This is a genomic window from Thioalkalivibrio sp. ALE30, from assembly GCF_000377465.1.
In the GTDB taxonomy this organism is placed as follows: Bacteria; Pseudomonadota; Gammaproteobacteria; order Ectothiorhodospirales; family Ectothiorhodospiraceae; genus Thioalkalivibrio.
In genome coordinates, this window is the sequence record NZ_KB898170.1 from 200,917 (window position 1) to 216,390 (window position 15,474).

Genomic DNA, 15,474 nt, shown 5'->3' on the forward strand with positions numbered 1-15,474 from the left:
TGGAGGGACGCATGATCACCAGTATGACCGGATTCTCCCGGCACGCGATGAGCCTGGACGCGGGCGTGTTCGACTGGGAGCTGAAGAGCGTCAACCACCGCTATCTCGAGCTGCGTATCCATCTTCCCGATCACCTGCGTTCGCTGGAGGCCGAGGTGCGCAGCCGCCTGAAGGCCCGCCTGGCGCGCGGCAAGGTGGATGCGGTCCTGCGCGACCGTGGCCAGGCCGACAACGCCCCGGAAGCCTTCGATCACGAGCGCGTCCGGGCGCTGATCGGGGCCTGCGCCTCCATCGAGCGCATGATGCCGAACCCGGCGCCGGTCTCGCCGCTGGACGTCCTGCGCTGGCCGGGTGTGCTCCAGGGCAACGCCGATGTCGGCGAGAGCCTCGCGCAGCCCCTGCTGGCGGGCTTCGACGACGCGCTGGAGGCCCTGGTCACGATGCGCACGACCGAGGGCGCGGTCCTGGCCGACGGCATGCGCTCGCGCCTGGACGCACTCGCCGAGCACGCCCGGGCGATTCGCGCGCGGCGCCAGCCGATGCTGGACGAGCAACGCAGCCGGATCCTTGCGCGCATCCACGAGCTGGACGTGAATCTGGATCCGAAGCGTCTGGAGCAGGAGGTCGCCCTGCTGGCCCAGCGCATGGACATCGCCGAGGAGCTGGACCGCATCGACGGCCATGTGGCGGCCGTGCACGAGGTCCTGGAACAGGGCGGCCCCAGCGGGCGGCGGCTCGACTTCCTGATGCAGGAGTTCAACCGCGAGGCCAACACCATCTCGTCGAAGTCGCATGACCTGGAGATCACCCGCGCCACCGTGGAGATGAAGGTCCTGATCGAGCAGCTGCGCGAGCAGGTGCAGAACCTGGAATAGCCCATGCGCCGGTTTCGCCTGCGTCTGGCCATCTCGCGCCAGGAAATGGAGGACTACTACACGGGTCGCGCCGCAGTGGTCTTCGCCCAGGCCGACAGCGGCGAGAGCGTGCAATTCCCCGCCCGGCTGCTACGCAGCCACCTGGATCAGCGCGGGGTACACGGCGTGTTCGAGCTGGTCACCGACGACGATTACAAGCTGCGCGAGTTTCGCCGTCTCGCGTAACGGGTTTGCCCCCAGGCCCTTGAAAACGCGGGATGTGTCCCTACGTCTATGGGTGAGTCAGATGACACCCGCACAAGGAGGGAACGCCATGACCATGACCCGTTACGAACCGTTCAGCCTGCTCGGCCAACTGTCGCGCGAACTCGGTCGCATGCCGGACATGCCCGGCACCGAGGACTCCGCCGCGACCTCCGACTGGGCCCCCGCGGTGGATATCCGCGAAGAGACCGATGCCTACGTGCTGCATGCCGATATCCCCGGGGTGGACCCGAAGGATATCGAGCTGCACATGGAGAACGGCGTGCTGACCCTGCGCGGCGAACGCAAGCACGACAGCGAAGAGGAGAAGAACGGCTACAAGCGCATCGAACGCGTGCGTGGCACCTTCTTCCGCCGCTTCTCGCTGCCGGATACAGCCGACGCCGACAACATCTCCGCGCGCAGCGAGAATGGCGTGCTGGAGGTGCGCATTCCGAAGCAGGCCCGCGTGCAGCCGCGCCGGATCCAGATCGAGAGCTGATCCGGCTCCACCGGCCCGGCAGGATATCCCTGACCGGGCGCAACATGGGCGCTGCCCCGGGGGTTCCCGTGGTGGCGCCCGGTTTTTTAGGCCCCGAGGAGGCGCGGTTTCGTGTCTCCCTGGGTGACAGCCGCATCCCGGCTATCATGATCGCCATGACCGCAGGCGGGATCCGGGTGTCACCCGAGGACGCAATCGTTCGAGGAACGCAATGGAATACAAGGACTACTACAAGATCCTCGGTGTGAGCCGCGACGCCAGCCAGGACGAGATCAAGAAGGCCTACCGCAAGCTGGCGCGCAAGTACCATCCGGATGTCAGCAAGGACCCGGACGCCGAGACCCGCATCAAGGAGGTCAACGAGGCCTACGAGGCCCTGGGCGATCCGGAAAAGCGCAAGGCCTACGACCAGCTCGGTTCCAACTGGCGCCAGGGTCAGGACTTCCGCCCGCCGCCCGGCTGGGACGGCTGGACCCAGCACGGCGGGGCCCGCGGGGGCGCCGGAGCCGGGGCCGACTTCGGCGGCTTCTCGGACTTCTTCGACTCCATCTTTGGTGGCGGCGGCATGGGCGGTGGTCGCCGCCGTGCGGGCGGGGCCGGCTTCAACATGCGCGGGGCCGACCGCGAGGGCCGGGTGGAGATCACTCTGGACCAGGCGCTCAAGGGCACCGAGGTGTCGGTCAACGATGCCGAGGGCCGGGTCCAGCGCGTGCGCATCCCCGCCGGGGCCCGGGACGGCTCGCGCCTGCGCGTGCGCGGCCAGGGCGACCCGGGGGTCGGCAGTGGCGGCGCCGGCGACCTGCTGCTGGAGATCCGGGTCAAGCCGGACAGCCGCTACACCCTGGACGGCCGCAATCTCTACCGCGAGATCCCGATCACGCCCTGGGAGGCCGCGCTGGGCGCGACCATCGAGGTCCCCACGCCGCATGGCTGGGTCAATCTGAAGGTTCCGGCCGGCTCGCAGTCGGGCAAGCAGATGCGCCTGAAGGGCAAGGGCCTGCCGGGCAAGCCGCCGGGGGATCTCTACCTGAAGCTGATGGTGCAGGTGCCGCCGGAGGAAGAGGCCGGCGACTGGTACCGCAAGATGGCCGAGAAGTCGTCCTTCGCCCCGCGCGCCAACCTGGCGCCCTGATAACCGGAACCCCGTTCGAGGAGCGCCCATGCGTCGGCTTGTTCCCCTCCTGATCCTGGCCCTGACCCTGTTCGGGGCCGCACCGGCCACCGCCCAGCTACCGGCCGCGGTGGATGGCCAGCCGCTGCCATCGCTGGCACCGATGCTCGAGCGGACCATCCCCGGCGTGGTCAATATCGCCACCCGCGCCCGCGTGGTGGAATCGGTCAGCCCGCTGTTCGACGATCCTTTCTTCCGCCGTTTCTTCGATGTCCCCGAGCGTTCGCGTGAACGCGAGCGCCAGGGCCTGGGCTCCGGGGTCATCGTGGATGCGGGGGCCGGCACCATCCTGACCAACAGCCACGTGATCGCCCGCGCCGACACCATCCTGGTCACGCTCTTTGATGGCCGTCAGTACGAGGCCGAGGTGGTGGGCACCGACCCAGCCACCGATGTCGCCGTGATCCGCATCGACGCGGAGGACCTGCAGGCGATCCCGCTGGCCGACTCCGACGCCCTGCGCGTGGGCGACTTCGTGGTCGCCATCGGCAACCCCTTCGGCCTCGGTCAGACCGTAACCAGCGGCATCGTCAGCGCCCTGGGCCGCAGCGGCCTGGGTGGCGCCGGCTTCGAGGACTTCATCCAGACCGATGCCTCCATCAACCCGGGCAACTCCGGCGGGGCGCTGGTCAACCTGCGCGGCGAACTGGTCGGCATCAACACCGCCATCCTCGCGCGGGGCGGCGGCAACATCGGCATCGGCTTCGCGATTCCCGCCAACATGGCCAGCCAGATCCAGGAGCACCTGCTGGCCGAAGGTCGGGTCGAGCGAGGCGCGCTGGGCGTGGAGATGCAGGACCTCACCCCGGCGCTGGCCCAGGCCTTCGGTCTGGATCTCTCGCAGGGCGCCGTGATCACCCGCGTGGTGCGCGGCTCGGCCGCCGAGCGCGCCGGCCTGGCCCACGGCGACATCGTCCTGCGGGTGGACGGCCAGACGGTGCGCAGCGCGAGCGACCTGCGCAACCGCCTGGGCCTGCTGCGCGCCGGGTCCGAGGTGGATCTGGACATCCTGCGCGACGGGACGGAACGGCAGATCGTCGCGCGACTGGATCGCCCGGAAGAGCGGCGCATCGAGGGGGCGGCCATCCACCCGCGGCTCGACGGCGTACGCCTGTCCGAGACCACAGGAAACGACGGTCGCAGCCGCGTGGCGGTCATCGCGGTGGAGCCCGGCTCCGCCGGGGCGCGGGCCGGCCTGCGCCCCGGCGACGTGCTGCTGGCGATCAACCGCCAGCGCATCGAGCGCCTGGCCGACCTGCCGCAGCAACTGGCCGCCCACCAGACCCTGGAACTGCAGCTGCGCCGCGGCAACCAGACCCTCTACCTCACCCTGCGCTGATCCGGTCGCACCGGCGAGCCAGGGCCCCACCCTGCAGGAGGCCAGCCCTCTGGCCGATTGGGTGTTGGACAGGCTCCATCGGCCAGAGGGCTGGCCTCCTACGGTTCCGGGGTTCTGGGCGCGAAGCCCCCGCCCGCGTCCGGCTTTGGCAGGAGCATTCGCGGGCAAGCCCGCTCCCACAAGAATGCTTCCATCGCGCAACCCCCATGTCTCGTCATCCCGGCTCTCCGCTCCGCCGCGGCCGGGTTGACGAGGGTGTAGGGACGTATGCGGGCGGGAATCCCGAGGCCCTGGCCCACCCCTGTAGGAGCCTGCTTGCAGGCGAAGCCCCTGCCAAAGCCGGACACGGGCAGGGGCATTCGCCTGCAAGCAGGCTCCTGCAGGGGTGGGGTTCAGAAGCCTGGGGTGTTTTTCTCCACCCAGCGCTGGGTGCCGTCGGTGAGGGTTTCGCGCTTCCAGAACGGGGCCTCGTGCTTCAGGCGTTCCAGGATGTCGCTGCAGGCGTCGCGGGCGGCCACGCGGTGGGCCGACCAGGTCGCCACCAGCACCAGGGCGTCGCCGGGGCGCACGTCGCCCACGCGGTGGGCCACATGGCAGCCCAGCAGCGGCCAGCGCGCCTCGGCCTCGGCGACGATGCGTTCCAGCTCGCGCTCGGTCATCCCCGGGTAGTGCTCCAGGAACAGCCCGGTCACGTCCTCGTCCTCGTTGAAGTCGCGCATGCGGCCGACGAACACGCTGGCGGCGCCACGCGCGTTCGCGGGGATGGCCGTCTCGGCCTGCCGGACGATCTCCCAGGGGTCGAAGTCGTCGGTGTGGATCTCGACCGCCACCCTAGCCCCCGGTTACCGGCGGAAAATAGGCGACCTCGTCCCCGTCGCGCACCGGCGTCTCCAGGCTGGCCTGTTCCTGATTGACCGCGGCCATCAGGCGCTCCGGCGGGGCCTCCTGGTGGAGGTGCTGCCACAGCCCGCCAACGGTCGTTTCGCCGGCGGGCAGTTCCGCCTCTTCGTTCGGGCGGCCCAGTTCCTCGCGCAGACGCGCGAAATAGTGAACGTGTACGGTCATTCCGGCCCCTGTAAACATGGCTGCGAGTCAAGCATTATAGCGATCATGAACGAATTCACTCACTTCGATGCCGAAGGCCATGCGCACATGGTCGATGTCGGCGAAAAGTCCGTCACCCACCGCGTGGCGATCGCCGAGGGGCGCATCCATATGCAGCCGGATACCCTGCAGCGCATCCGCGAAGGCCGCCATGCGAAAGGGGACGTCCTCGGCATTGCCCGGGTGGCTGGCATCATGGGGGCCAAGAAGACCGGCGACCTGATCCCGCTGTGCCACCCGATCGGCCTGACCCGGGTGGCCCTGGAGCTGGAGACGGAAGACACCGCCGTGCGCGTACAGGCCACCTGCGAGGTGCACGCGCAGACTGGCGTGGAGATGGAGGCGCTGACCGCCGTGTCCACCGCGCTGCTGACGGTCTATGACATGTGCAAGGCCGTGGATCGCGGCATGCAAATTGATGGTGTTCGCCTGCTGGAGAAACGCGGGGGCCGCAGTGGCACCTGGCGGGCCGAACCGAAAGGAGATTCCGAATGAAATGGATCAAGCGCCTGCTGGGCCTGATTGCCGTCCTGATCCTGCTGGCCATCATCGTGGCCGCGTACCTGCTGGTCACCTTCGATGCCAATGACTACAAGGAGCGCATCGAGGCCGAGGTGCAGGAGGCCACCGGCCGTGAACTGACCCTGTCCGGGCCGATCGGTCTGACCCTGTTCCCCAGCCTCGGGCTGCGCCTGGAAGAGGTGCGCTTCGGCAACGCCGAGGGCTTCGGCGACGAGCCGTTCGCCGAGGTCGATGTGGTGGATGTCGCGGTCGCGGTAATGCCACTGCTGCGCCGCGAGCTGGAGGTTCAGCGCGTGGAGGCCGACGGTGTGCGCCTGAACCTGGCGCGCGACGAACAGGGCCGCAACAACTGGGACGACCTGCTGGATCACGCCGGCGCCGCCCGCGACGAGGCCGTGGGCGCGGATGACGACGAGCGCACCGAGACCGAGACCCGTCTGGCCCTGCAGCGCATCGACGTGGCCGGGATCTCCCTGACCAACGCCCGCGTGCACTGGGATGACCGCGAGTCCGGCATGCAGGCGACCCTGGAGCCGTTCGAGCTGCAGGTCGGGCGCTTCCGCCCGGGTATCGAGACGCGCCTTGATCTGGAGGCGGTCGTGCGTGCCGAGGGCGGCGACCTGGCCGAACCGGTGGAGCTAGCCCTTGATCTGGGCGGGTTGATGAACGTCGACCTGCTCAATGAGCGCTATTCCGTGCGCCGTCTGAACGCGACCCTGGGCCTGGATGGCGGTGGCCTGCCGCGCGCCGTCGGCATGACGCTGGAGAGCGACGTGGGGCTGGAGATGGCCGACGCCATGACCCTGCGCTTCGAACGCCTGACGCTGGGGGTTTCCGATCTGCGTCTGACCGGGTTCGCCGAGCTGTCCGATCTGGATGGCGAAGTGCCGCAGGTGCGCACCGAGATGCGTACCAACACCGTCAACCTGAAGGACGTGCTGACCGACCTGGGCCTGGAGGCGCCGCAGACCAACGACCCCGACGCGCTGGCGCGCGTCGCGTTCGATTTCTCGGCCAGCGGCAGCTTCCAGGCCCTGGAGATGTCCCCGTTCCTGGTGACCGTGGACGACACCATGCTGAGCGGCTCCGCCGGCTGGGATGGCCGCGGTGAGCGCCCGAAGATCACCTTCGATGTCTCCGGCGAACGCCTGAACCTCGACCGCTACCTGCCGCCGGAGGTGGAAGAGGCGCGTACCGACAACGGCAACGGCGAACGCGATGCCGACGAGGACCTCGCCATCGAACTGCCGCTGGAGGCGCTGCGCAGCGTCGACGTGGACGGCCGCGCTGCGCTGGACCGCCTGGACGTGATGGGCATGGTCCTGCGCAACATCGAACTGCAGATCCGGGGCGAGGCGGGCGACTGGAACATCGAGCCGCTGAACGCCGCCGCCTACGACGGCGAGCTGACCAGCCGCCTGCGCCTGGACGCCCGCCACGATGCCCCGCGCTACGAACTGGCCGCCGACCTGCAGGGCCTGGATATCGGCGCCCTGCTGGAGGACTTCCAGGGCGACGACGCGCGGTTGATGGGTACCGGCAACCTGGAGCTGGACATCAGCACCCGCGGCGAGCTCCTGAGCGAGCTGAAAGGGGCCCTGAACGGCTCCGGCAACATGCGCTTCGAGGACGGCGCGGTGCGCGGTATCAACGTGGCCCAGATCATCCGCCGCGCCGAGGCGCGGCTGCGCGGCGAACAGCTGGAAGAGGACGAGCCCAACCAGACCGACTTCAGCGAGCTCGCCGGCAGCTTCACCATTCGCGACGGCGTGGTCCGCAACGACGACCTCGCCGCCAGCTCGCCCCTGCTGCGGGTGCGCGGCGAAGGCCAGGCCGACCTGAACGACGACAGCCTCGACTACCGCGTGAACACGACAGTGGTAGGCACGCTGGAAGGCCAGGGCGGCCGTGAACTGGACGACCTGCGCGGCGTGACCCTGCCCATCCGCATCAGCGGGACCTTCACCGACCCGAGCTTCCGTCTCGACCTGGAGGACGCCCTGCGCGGTCGCTACGAGGACGAGGCCCGCGAGCGGGTGCGCGAGGAAGAGGAACGCGTCCGCGAACGCCTGGACGAGGAAGAAGAGCGCGCCCGCGAGCGCATCGAACGGGAGTCCGACCGGCTCCTGGACCGCTTCCGCAGTCGCTGATCACCGCCGGTACCCGCCTCCCGGGCGGGCGCCGCCAGGCCCGGCCCATCCATGAACGCCTTCGCCGAGCGACTGCTGGCCTGGTTCGACCGCCACGGCCGCCAGGATCTGCCGTGGCAGCACCCGCGCACGCCGTATCGGGTGTGGGTCTCCGAGATCATGCTGCAGCAGACCCGGGTGGAGACCGTCGTCCCCTACTTCCTCCGCTTCATGGAGCGCTTCCCCGACGTGCAAAGCCTCGCGGCGGCGCCGCAGGATGCCGTGCTGCACCAGTGGTCGGGGCTTGGCTACTACGCCCGCGCGCGCAATCTGCACCGCGCCGCGCAGGTGGTGGTCGCGGAGCACGGGGGTGTCTTCCCCGCTCGCCGCGAGGGCCTGGAGGCGTTGCCCGGGATCGGCCGCTCCACCGCCGCCGCGATCATCGCCCAGGCGCATGATGTGCCCGAGGCCATCCTGGACGGCAATGCCAAGCGCGTGCTCGCGCGCCACGCCGCGATCCACGGCTGGCCCGGCAGCCCGGCCGTGCAGCGCGAGCTGTGGGCCGAGGCCGAGGCGCGCACCCCGACTACGCGCTGTGCCGACTACACCCAGGCCATCATGGACCTGGGCGCCCTGCTCTGTACCCGCAGCCGGCCCGACTGCGACGCCTGCCCCGTCCATCAGGACTGTGGTGCCGCGCAGCAGGGCCTGACCGCTACGCTGCCCTCGCCCCGGCCACGCCGCGACCTGCCCACCCGCACCCGCTGGGCCGCTTGCCTGCGCGCGCCCGAGGGCATCGCCCTGGTGCAGCGCGGGCAGGACGGCATATGGGGCGGGCTCTACAGCCTGCCCGAGGCCGAAACCCCCGAAGCCCTGGAGGACTGGGTGCTGGCCCAGTGGCCCGGCGCCGCGCCGGCCGCCACCGATCACGGTCTGCAGCACAGCTTCAGCCACTACCGCCTGGATCTGCGCATCCGCCCCTTCGACCTCCCGGCTGGCGCGTGTGGGATCATGGAAGGCGACAGGGTGATTTGGTATAAACCCGGCACATCACGGGCGGTCGGCATCCCGGCCCCCATCCAGCGTTATCTGCACGACGACAAGGATCCCGGCAATGGCACGAACCGTTAACTGCGTAAAACTCGGGCAAGAGGCCGAAGGCCTGGACTTCCCGCCCTATCCCGGCGAGATGGGCAAGAAGATCTACCTGAACGTGTCCAAGGAAGCCTGGCAGGCCTGGCTGAGCCACCAGACCATGCTGATCAACGAATACCGCCTGACCCCGGTCGATCCCAAGGCGCGCAAGTTCCTGGAAGAGGAAATGGAAAAGTTCCTGTTCGGCGAAGGCTCCGAGAAGCCGGAAGGCTTCGTCGACCCGAACGCCTCCTGATCCGGGCTTTTCAGCGGCGACCGGCCCGGCATGCTTGACGTGGCGGCGCCGGGCCGCTTTAATACCGCCCTTCGTCCGCAGGACGAATCCCCCCGCAGTATGGCCGGGTAGCTCAGTTGGTAGAGCAGGGGATTGAAAATCCCCGTGTCGGCGGTTCGATTCCGTCCCCGGCCACCATTATCTTTCCCGTAGCACCATCCTACCCATCAATTAGCGTTGGCCGTGTCTGCGTATGGGCCGCCCGAGCTTCGTCGCGTCTGCGACCTGGTGCCCTGCTGACTTTGCGTGTTCCCGAATGGCTTGATGGCTATGCGGCCGATTCATGCTCGACATCCCAGCCAGGGAATACGAGTACGGCGGGGTGGCAGCGCAATGCCCTTGCCAGGACCTTGGCGCGATCAACACCGAGACGTACACGGTCATTCTCGATGGCCGAAATGGTCGACTGGGGGATGCCGGAGGCATTCGCCAGATCGTTCTGGCTCATTTCCTGAAGCTCACGCAGGATCCGGACCGATTCGCCAACGGAAACCTCAACCCTCTTCTTAGCCTTGCGATAATCACTCATGTCACGCCCTCCCGTAATCGTGGGGAGTTACCTTCTCGACTTCAACGAGCACCTTGTCTTTCTCCACCCGGTAAATGACGCGGTACTGGATATTCAGTCGAGACGATCGGAAGCCTTTCCACTTGCCGGACAAGGCTTCGTCGTTGAAGCCCCGAATATGCCGCAACCCCTGCGGACCGGAGATGGTGACGATGTCCTTCCACTTCTCGTACCGCTTCTGAACTTCTGGAGGGGCGGCCGCCAGGCTCTTTTCTACCCTCTTGTGTTCAAAGATCTCCCACATACCAAATAGAGTATGCATACTGAATATGGTATATCAAGGTCGGGCTCCTGACGCGGGCGCCGAGTACGGCTAGGCGGCTGCCAGAAAGATGGGTGTCTTCCTCATCGCACAGCCGATAACCCCATCGGGGCAACGTCCTGTTTCAGCGTTCCTCTCCGGCAGGTATCCCCGTACCAACGTCAGCCTCGGCTTCGTGGCACCATCCTTCCCATGAGCGTCCGCCGTATCCTGCCCGTGGATACCGTGATCTGCGTCGTATCTGCGACGCCGCACCGTATCCGTCGCTCGCGGTCGTGGACAATCAGGGTGTTTCTTTTTGTCGGTAGTGATTGACTTCTACCGGCATAACGGAACAGCATGCCGGCATGGGCAATAGCGCAGAAGCCATCCTCGATCTCGCGCGCAAACGCGGACTGATCCGGTCGCGCGACCTGGAACCACTGGGCCTGCCAAGAGTTGCGCTGACGCGTCTCGTCCGTCAGGGCATGCTCGCGCGGGTTGCGCGCGGCCTCTATGCGCTGCCGGACCGTCCTGTCTCGGAACACACCGCGCTGGCCGAGACCGCGCGCAAGCATCCGCGAGCGGTGGTGTGCCTGCTCTCGGCATTGCGTTTCCATAATCTCACCACCCAGTCGCCATTCGAGGTCTGGCTTGCCATCCCCAACAAGGCCCGCGCTCCCCGGATCGACTACCCGGCCCTGCGTATTGTCCGCTTTTCCGATCCTCTTCTTGCCGAAGGCGTCGAGGAATACTTGATCGAAGGGGTTCCGGTGCGCGTCACCGGTATTGCCAGGACGGTCGCGGACTGTTTCAAGTACCGCAACAAGATTGGCCTGGATGTCGCTCTGGAGGCCCTGCGCGAGGCCTGGAGTGAGAAGCGGGTGCGCATGGACGAACTCTGGCAGTTTGCCAGGCTGTGCCGGGTCGGCAATGTCATGCGCCCTTATCTGGAGAGCCTGACGTGAGTCCCAAAAACCCCGCCGCCTCGGTGCGTGCCCGACTGCTCGAAAACGCCCGAAACCACAAGCAGGACTACAACCTCGTACCAGGGAAACCCTGGTCCATGTACACGCTCGCGCTCGAGTCGCTTTTGCGTGCGAACAAGGCGCGGCGACTGCCGTGCAGTCATTCTGCACAAGGGAGCCGCAACGCCGTTCCCGCGCAAAAGCGGCCGAGCCCCTCGGGGTTGGCACCCCAGGTTCCCCGATCCTGCATTACGCCGCTTGCGGGTAGAGCCACTACCGGCTGCGCACCGCGCCTTGTCTCGGAAAACCTGGGACACCAACGCGAGCGTGTACATGGATCAGGGTTTCCCTAACCCGCTATGCCCTTGAACGGTTCCTGTATCGCCTGAGCACCTCCTACCATGCAGACCAGTTCCTGCTCAAGGGCGCTTTGCTGTTCGATCTGTGGTTCGACATCCCGCACCGTCCGACGCGTGATGCCGATCTCCTGGGCTTTGGGTCAGCCGAGCTGCCACATCTTGAGGCTGTGTTTCGGGATGTCTGTTCGGTGGAGCAGGACGATGGAATCCGTTTTCAGGCCGACTCGGTACGCGCGGAGGCGATTCGCAAGGAGGCCAGCTACTCCGGTGTGCGGATCACGTTGATAGGGCTGTTGGACGGTGCGCGCTGTCACACGCAGATCGACGTGGGTTTTGGCGATGCCGTGACACCAGGCCCCGACGCCATCGAGTTCCCGGTGATCTTGCCCGACATGCCTGCCCCCAGGCTTCGCGCCTATCCCCGCTCGACCGTTGTCGCCGAAAAGCTGGAGGCACTGGTGTCGCTCGGCATCGCCAACAGTCGTATGAAGGATTACTTCGATCTCTGGGTCTTGTCGCGTTATGCCGATTTCGAAGGCGAAATTCTGTACCAGGCCATTCACGCGACATTCGAACGCCGCATGACACCGCTGCCGGAAGGTACCCCGTTCGGCCTGAGCGACGACTTCGCACAGGACCGATCGAAGCAGATCCAGTGGCAGGCATTCCTGAAGAAAAACACCCTGGCACATCCCCCGCTTTCCGATGTAGTAACGGATCTGCGAGCGTTCCTGTCGCGTCCGCTGCGCGCGGTCAAACAACGTGCGGTGTTTCGGGAAACCTGGCATGCCGGGCATGGCTGGACGCCTTCCAGCTAACACGCGATTCCATCGCGCATCTCCCGCAGCAGCGGAAGATGCGGCGCCGTGGCACCATCGTTTCCATGAGCATTCGCCGTATTCTGCGCATGGGGCACCCCGATCTGCGTCGCGTCTGCGACCCGGTACCCGACTCGGACTTTGACAGCCCTGGGCTGCACGCCCTGGTGGACGACCTCGTCGATACCATGCACGCCAGCGAAGGCCTCGGCCTGGCTGCTGCCCAGATCGGCGTTCCGCTACGCGTAGCCGTGATCGAGATCCAGCCGGGCAATACCCGCTTCCCCGGTGCCGTGCCGACCGGCCGCTTGGTCCTCGTCAACCCGACCGTGACCGTGCTGGACCCAACCCCGCAACGCTACTGGGAAGGCTGCCTGTCCGTACCCGGGCTGCGCGGGGAGGTTGCCCGGCCGCGCCACATCGCCGTGGACTACTACGAGCCCGACGGCACGCCCCGCCACCTGGAACCCGAAGGGTTCCTCGCCACCGTCTTCCAGCACGAGATCGACCACCTCGATGGCACCCTGTTCATCGACCGCGTCACCGACACCACCCGCCTCGCCTTCCTCGACGAATACCGCGAGTTCCACGCGGCACCCTCGTCAAAGCCCACGTAAGCCCGCCCCTGCTGGCCATCCGAATGGGCCCGACTTCCTCCGGCTACTAGGACGGTACCGTCGATCGCCGATACAGGATGCGTCGGTAGTCGACCTCGCACTTAATAGTGATATCGGCAGGAGATGATCGTGATAGACGAATCCTCCACCGCATACACAAGTCGATTGGTGTCATCAATCCGACGCGACCAGAAACCCGCCAGGTTCTCCTTGAGGGCTTCCGGCTTGCCAATGCCTTCAAATGGAGACCGCCTCACGTCTTCTATCAACTTGTTGATCCGCTTCAGGGTCTTCTTGTCCTGACGTTGCCAGTAGAGGTAGTCAGTCCATGCTTCGTCGGTCCAGCAAAGCAACCGACTACTCATCCCCACCTACCAACGCACGCTCGGTCGCCTTTCCTGCCTTGTATTGCGTAATGGACCTGTTGAGGTGCTCTGCATTGGCAGGGGAACGCAAAAGATGCACCGTTTCCATCAGGCTGTTGTAGTGATCAAGTGACATGACCACTGCATCCTCCGAATCACGGCGCGTAATCACCGTGGTGTCGGCATCGTTGACCACCCCATCCAGTACGGCCTTGAGACCGTTGCGAGCCTCGGTGAATGAAACAATCTTCATGGCGCCTCCTGTACCTTGACTTGTACAAGTATAGGCCGGCCGGCCCACATGTACAACCAACTGTGCAGGTTGTGCTATCGCGTCGCCGAGTGAAATACCGGTTACCTGACAGCCACTCGCCTGACGCTGGTGGACCCCGTGTTCACCGCGCGGGGCGCGAGCCTGCTGCCTCGGGCCACCTCGACGGTACCCTGTTCATCGATCGCGTCACCGAAACTACCCGCCTCGCCTTCCTCGACGAATACCGCGAGTTCCACGCGGAGGCGTAGGCATCACGCCCCGTGGAGGCGCGGCCAGGCGTTGCGCACCACCTCCGCCCCCAGCGCATCCAGCAACGGGTGGGCCGCCAGGCCGAGCAGGCCGTCGGTCAGGGGGTTCTCGTCGCCGCAGCGCACGGCCAGTTCCAGATGCGTGCCGCGCGCGCTCGGGGTTAGCCGATAGCAGCCCTCGCAGGACAAGCCGGCCAGCGCGCGCCAGCCGAGCAGACGTGGCGGGACCGCGACCAGCACCTCCACGTCGAACGTCAGCGGCACCCCGGCCACCCGCACACGCCAGCGGTAGCGCTCGGGCCCGACGCAGGTGATGGACTCGATAGCCTCGCTGTAGGCGGCGAACGCCTCCACCCGGGCCATCAGCTCGAACACCGCCTCCGGAGCGGCGTCGATCTCCATCTCGTGGTGGATCACCGACATCGGCCACCGCTCCAGGTTGCAGGGTCGCCGCCGGTCGGGCCGGCGGCGCAGGCCCGATCAGTCGTGCACGATGATGCGGGAGCCGGCGGCGTCGATATCCACGCGGGAGCTGGAGTAGGCGCAGGCCTGCGCGATGTCCTCCAGTCCCGGCATGTCATTAAGCTTCGCCAGCCGATGCAGCAGGCTGCCGCCTTCACAGTCGCGCGGCATACCGTTCTCGTCCAGCGTGCAGCCAAACTCGCCGCCATTCACCGACCAGTCCATGCCGGCCGGCATCTTCAGCACCACCGGCTCCTCGTGCATCACCTGAAACTTCGCCCGCATCGCGTTCTTGCCGTCCTGCCAGTCGAGTAACGGCATGTTGTCTACGCTGCGCATGCTGTGCCTCCTTCGCGATTCCGCGAGGTTGCAACGGATTCCGTCGGGCCGTTCTCCGCCCCTGTCCTTTGACGCTAGACCCCGTTCCCGAGGCGGTCAAAGGTGACCCCGGAAGCGGATGGGGAAGGGGCTATGCCGTATTTCAGCAACGGCATGGTGGATTGCTTCGGGGAGGGACACCGCAGGGCAAAAGGCAAGGTTTGACCCCCGTGGGCACCCACGAGTTTGTCCATTAGCTCCAAGTAGAACCTCGCTTCATCGACCTTGATCAGGGCATTTTCCTCAGGCTCCATACTCGAAGCACCTAACGCCAGCCATAACCGGACCCCAAAAGCGGAGCGCAGCGTAGCTTTTTGGGGTCCGCGTTTATGGCATTGTTAGGCAATTTTTTGATCCTGAACCCACAGAACGCCACGGCAAGTGACCCCTCGGATTTTACCAAGACTAATAGCTTTCGATAGTTTGCTCTCGAAAACCCAATACTTCTTTCGGTAACGGTCGGCCCTAATTGGCTTACCGAGATATTCGACCTCCTCCTTGGAAAGGCCGAATGCCATTGCCTCCGCTACCGAGTCAGAAGGTGGAGGCGGAGGCGTTTGGGATTGACTATTCTTTTTAACTATTTCTTCCGCAGCCATAAGCTCTTGCTGAGCGATCCATAGATCATGCTCACGACGCTTTTCTTCATTCGACAAAATCTCATAAGAAGCATTTATGATCGCCATGATGCGACCCGCTTCGGAATTTCCAGGGTTTCTATCTGGATGATGTTTTTGAGAGAGCGCTTTATAAGCTGCGCGAATCACCTCAGCAGGTGCGGTTCGAGACACCTTGAGGTTGTCATAGTGCGTGTGAATTTTCTTCATCCTCGTGAATGCCTAACGACCAAGCTCACCGGCGG

21 protein-coding genes, 1 tRNA gene and 1 pseudogene are annotated in these 15,474 nt (G+C 66.0%); 14 read left to right on the top strand and 9 right to left on the bottom strand.

The features are described 5' to 3' along the window. Positions 1 to 11: 11 nt before the first annotated feature. From D107_RS0105905 to D107_RS0105925, 5 genes are all read left to right on the top strand, one after another. Positions 12 to 875 (top strand): YicC/YloC family endoribonuclease, encoded by an 864-nt coding sequence (locus tag D107_RS0105905; protein WP_018880976.1) that lies wholly within the window; start codon positions 12 to 14, stop codon positions 873 to 875. A gap of 3 nt (positions 876 to 878) precedes the next feature. Beyond that, positions 879 to 1,100: a DUF2835 family protein gene (locus D107_RS0105910; RefSeq protein ID WP_018867690.1), complete on the top strand. Its 222-nt coding sequence runs from the start codon at positions 879 to 881 to the stop codon at positions 1,098 to 1,100. A gap of 88 nt (positions 1,101 to 1,188) precedes the next feature. Further along, on the top strand, positions 1,189 to 1,620 hold the full coding sequence (locus tag D107_RS0105915; protein ID WP_018880977.1) for an Hsp20/alpha crystallin family protein: 432 nt from the start codon (positions 1,189 to 1,191) through the stop codon (positions 1,618 to 1,620). 211 nt (positions 1,621 to 1,831) lie between these two features. Next, on the top strand, positions 1,832 to 2,752 hold the full coding sequence (locus D107_RS0105920) for a DnaJ C-terminal domain-containing protein (protein WP_018876741.1): 921 nt from the start codon (positions 1,832 to 1,834) through the stop codon (positions 2,750 to 2,752). A 28-nt stretch (positions 2,753 to 2,780) separates the two neighbouring features. Then, a complete protein-coding gene (locus D107_RS0105925) occupies positions 2,781 to 4,130 on the top strand; it encodes a DegQ family serine endoprotease (RefSeq protein ID WP_018880978.1) in 1,350 nt (449 codons plus the stop codon). 392 nt (positions 4,131 to 4,522) lie between these two features. Here D107_RS0105925 and D107_RS0105935 read toward each other — a convergent pair whose 3' ends face one another. Both D107_RS0105935 and moaD read right to left on the bottom strand, forming a co-directional pair. Next, positions 4,523 to 4,960, bottom strand: a complete 438-nt coding sequence (locus D107_RS0105935; RefSeq protein WP_018866571.1) for a molybdenum cofactor biosynthesis protein MoaE — start codon at positions 4,958 to 4,960, stop codon at positions 4,523 to 4,525. 1 nt (position 4,961) lies between these two features. Then, positions 4,962 to 5,195 carry a molybdopterin converting factor subunit 1 gene (moaD, locus tag D107_RS0105940; protein WP_018876739.1) on the bottom strand — a complete coding sequence of 78 codons (234 nt, stop codon included), beginning with the start codon at positions 5,193 to 5,195 and terminating at the stop codon, positions 4,962 to 4,964. Between the two features lie 45 nt (positions 5,196 to 5,240). Between moaD and moaC the strand changes: the two genes are divergently transcribed. The 5 genes from moaC to D107_RS0105965 all read left to right on the top strand — a co-directional run bounded on the left by moaC (position 5,241) and on the right by D107_RS0105965 (position 9,452). After that, a complete protein-coding gene (gene moaC / locus D107_RS0105945; RefSeq protein ID WP_017940559.1) occupies positions 5,241 to 5,729 on the top strand; it encodes a cyclic pyranopterin monophosphate synthase MoaC in 489 nt (162 codons plus the stop codon). Beyond that, on the top strand, positions 5,726 to 7,906 hold the full coding sequence (locus D107_RS0105950) for an AsmA family protein (RefSeq protein ID WP_018880980.1): 2,181 nt from the start codon (positions 5,726 to 5,728) through the stop codon (positions 7,904 to 7,906). The genes moaC and D107_RS0105950 overlap by 4 nt, the downstream gene beginning before the upstream one ends. Before the next feature lie 51 nt (positions 7,907 to 7,957). After that, positions 7,958 to 9,016, top strand: coding sequence for an A/G-specific adenine glycosylase (gene mutY / locus D107_RS0105955; RefSeq protein WP_018880981.1), 1,059 nt, complete (start codon positions 7,958 to 7,960; stop codon positions 9,014 to 9,016). Then, positions 9,000 to 9,275 carry an oxidative damage protection protein gene (locus D107_RS0105960; RefSeq protein ID WP_018866575.1) on the top strand — a complete coding sequence of 92 codons (276 nt, stop codon included), beginning with the start codon at positions 9,000 to 9,002 and terminating at the stop codon, positions 9,273 to 9,275. The genes mutY and D107_RS0105960 overlap by 17 nt, the downstream gene beginning before the upstream one ends. A gap of 101 nt (positions 9,276 to 9,376) precedes the next feature. After that, positions 9,377 to 9,452, top strand: a tRNA-Phe gene (locus D107_RS0105965). Positions 9,453 to 9,582: 130 nt separating this feature from the next. Here the strand turns inward: D107_RS0105965 and D107_RS0105970 are convergent. Together D107_RS0105970 and D107_RS0105975 are read right to left on the bottom strand one after the other, a co-directional pair. Continuing rightward, entirely contained in the window at positions 9,583 to 9,843 is a 261-nt protein-coding gene (locus D107_RS0105970; RefSeq protein WP_018863440.1) for a helix-turn-helix domain-containing protein, read from the bottom strand. Between the two features lies 1 nt (position 9,844). Continuing rightward, a complete protein-coding gene (locus D107_RS0105975) occupies positions 9,845 to 10,126 on the bottom strand; it encodes a type II toxin-antitoxin system mRNA interferase toxin, RelE/StbE family (protein ID WP_026280343.1) in 282 nt (93 codons plus the stop codon). Positions 10,127 to 10,491: 365 nt separating this feature from the next. Here D107_RS0105975 and D107_RS0105980 point away from each other — a divergent pair, with 365 nt between their 5' ends. The 3 genes from D107_RS0105980 to def all read left to right on the top strand — a co-directional run bounded on the left by D107_RS0105980 (position 10,492) and on the right by def (position 12,885). Then, the gene (locus D107_RS0105980; RefSeq protein WP_018876727.1) at positions 10,492 to 11,091 is read left to right on the top strand and encodes a type IV toxin-antitoxin system AbiEi family antitoxin domain-containing protein; all 600 of its coding nucleotides are present in this window, start codon (positions 10,492 to 10,494) and stop codon (positions 11,089 to 11,091) included. A 376-nt stretch (positions 11,092 to 11,467) separates the two neighbouring features. Then, on the top strand, positions 11,468 to 12,268 hold the full coding sequence (locus tag D107_RS0105985; RefSeq protein ID WP_255349389.1) for a nucleotidyl transferase AbiEii/AbiGii toxin family protein: 801 nt from the start codon (positions 11,468 to 11,470) through the stop codon (positions 12,266 to 12,268). A gap of 65 nt (positions 12,269 to 12,333) precedes the next feature. Then, positions 12,334 to 12,885, top strand: coding sequence for a peptide deformylase (gene def / locus D107_RS0105990; protein WP_026280750.1), 552 nt, complete (start codon positions 12,334 to 12,336; stop codon positions 12,883 to 12,885). 101 nt (positions 12,886 to 12,986) lie between these two features. Here the strand turns inward: def and D107_RS0105995 are convergent, their stop codons facing one another. Both D107_RS0105995 and D107_RS0106000 read right to left on the bottom strand, forming a co-directional pair. Continuing rightward, on the bottom strand, positions 12,987 to 13,250 hold the full coding sequence (locus D107_RS0105995; RefSeq protein ID WP_018866579.1) for a Txe/YoeB family addiction module toxin: 264 nt from the start codon (positions 13,248 to 13,250) through the stop codon (positions 12,987 to 12,989). Then, on the bottom strand, positions 13,243 to 13,503 hold the full coding sequence (locus D107_RS0106000; protein ID WP_018866580.1) for a type II toxin-antitoxin system Phd/YefM family antitoxin: 261 nt from the start codon (positions 13,501 to 13,503) through the stop codon (positions 13,243 to 13,245). Before D107_RS0106000 ends, D107_RS0105995 begins: the two co-directional genes overlap by 8 nt. A gap of 176 nt (positions 13,504 to 13,679) precedes the next feature. On the opposite strand from D107_RS0106000, the pseudogene D107_RS13665 reads away from it, so the two are divergent. Next, positions 13,680 to 13,772: pseudogene (locus D107_RS13665) on the top strand (peptide deformylase); the annotation flags it as partial. Positions 13,773 to 13,775: 3 nt separating this feature from the next. Here the strand turns inward: D107_RS13665 and D107_RS0106005 are convergent. The 3 genes from D107_RS0106005 to D107_RS14095 form a co-directional block, all read right to left on the bottom strand. Then, the gene (locus D107_RS0106005) at positions 13,776 to 14,195 is read right to left on the bottom strand and encodes an SRPBCC family protein (protein WP_018876723.1); all 420 of its coding nucleotides are present in this window, start codon (positions 14,193 to 14,195) and stop codon (positions 13,776 to 13,778) included. A gap of 57 nt (positions 14,196 to 14,252) precedes the next feature. Further along, positions 14,253 to 14,573, bottom strand: coding sequence for a hypothetical protein (locus D107_RS0106010; RefSeq protein ID WP_018880985.1), 321 nt, complete (start codon positions 14,571 to 14,573; stop codon positions 14,253 to 14,255). Positions 14,574 to 14,950: 377 nt separating this feature from the next. After that, positions 14,951 to 15,439 (bottom strand): J domain-containing protein, encoded by a 489-nt coding sequence (locus D107_RS14095; RefSeq protein ID WP_081619361.1) that lies wholly within the window; start codon positions 15,437 to 15,439, stop codon positions 14,951 to 14,953. Positions 15,440 to 15,474 lie beyond the last annotated feature (35 nt).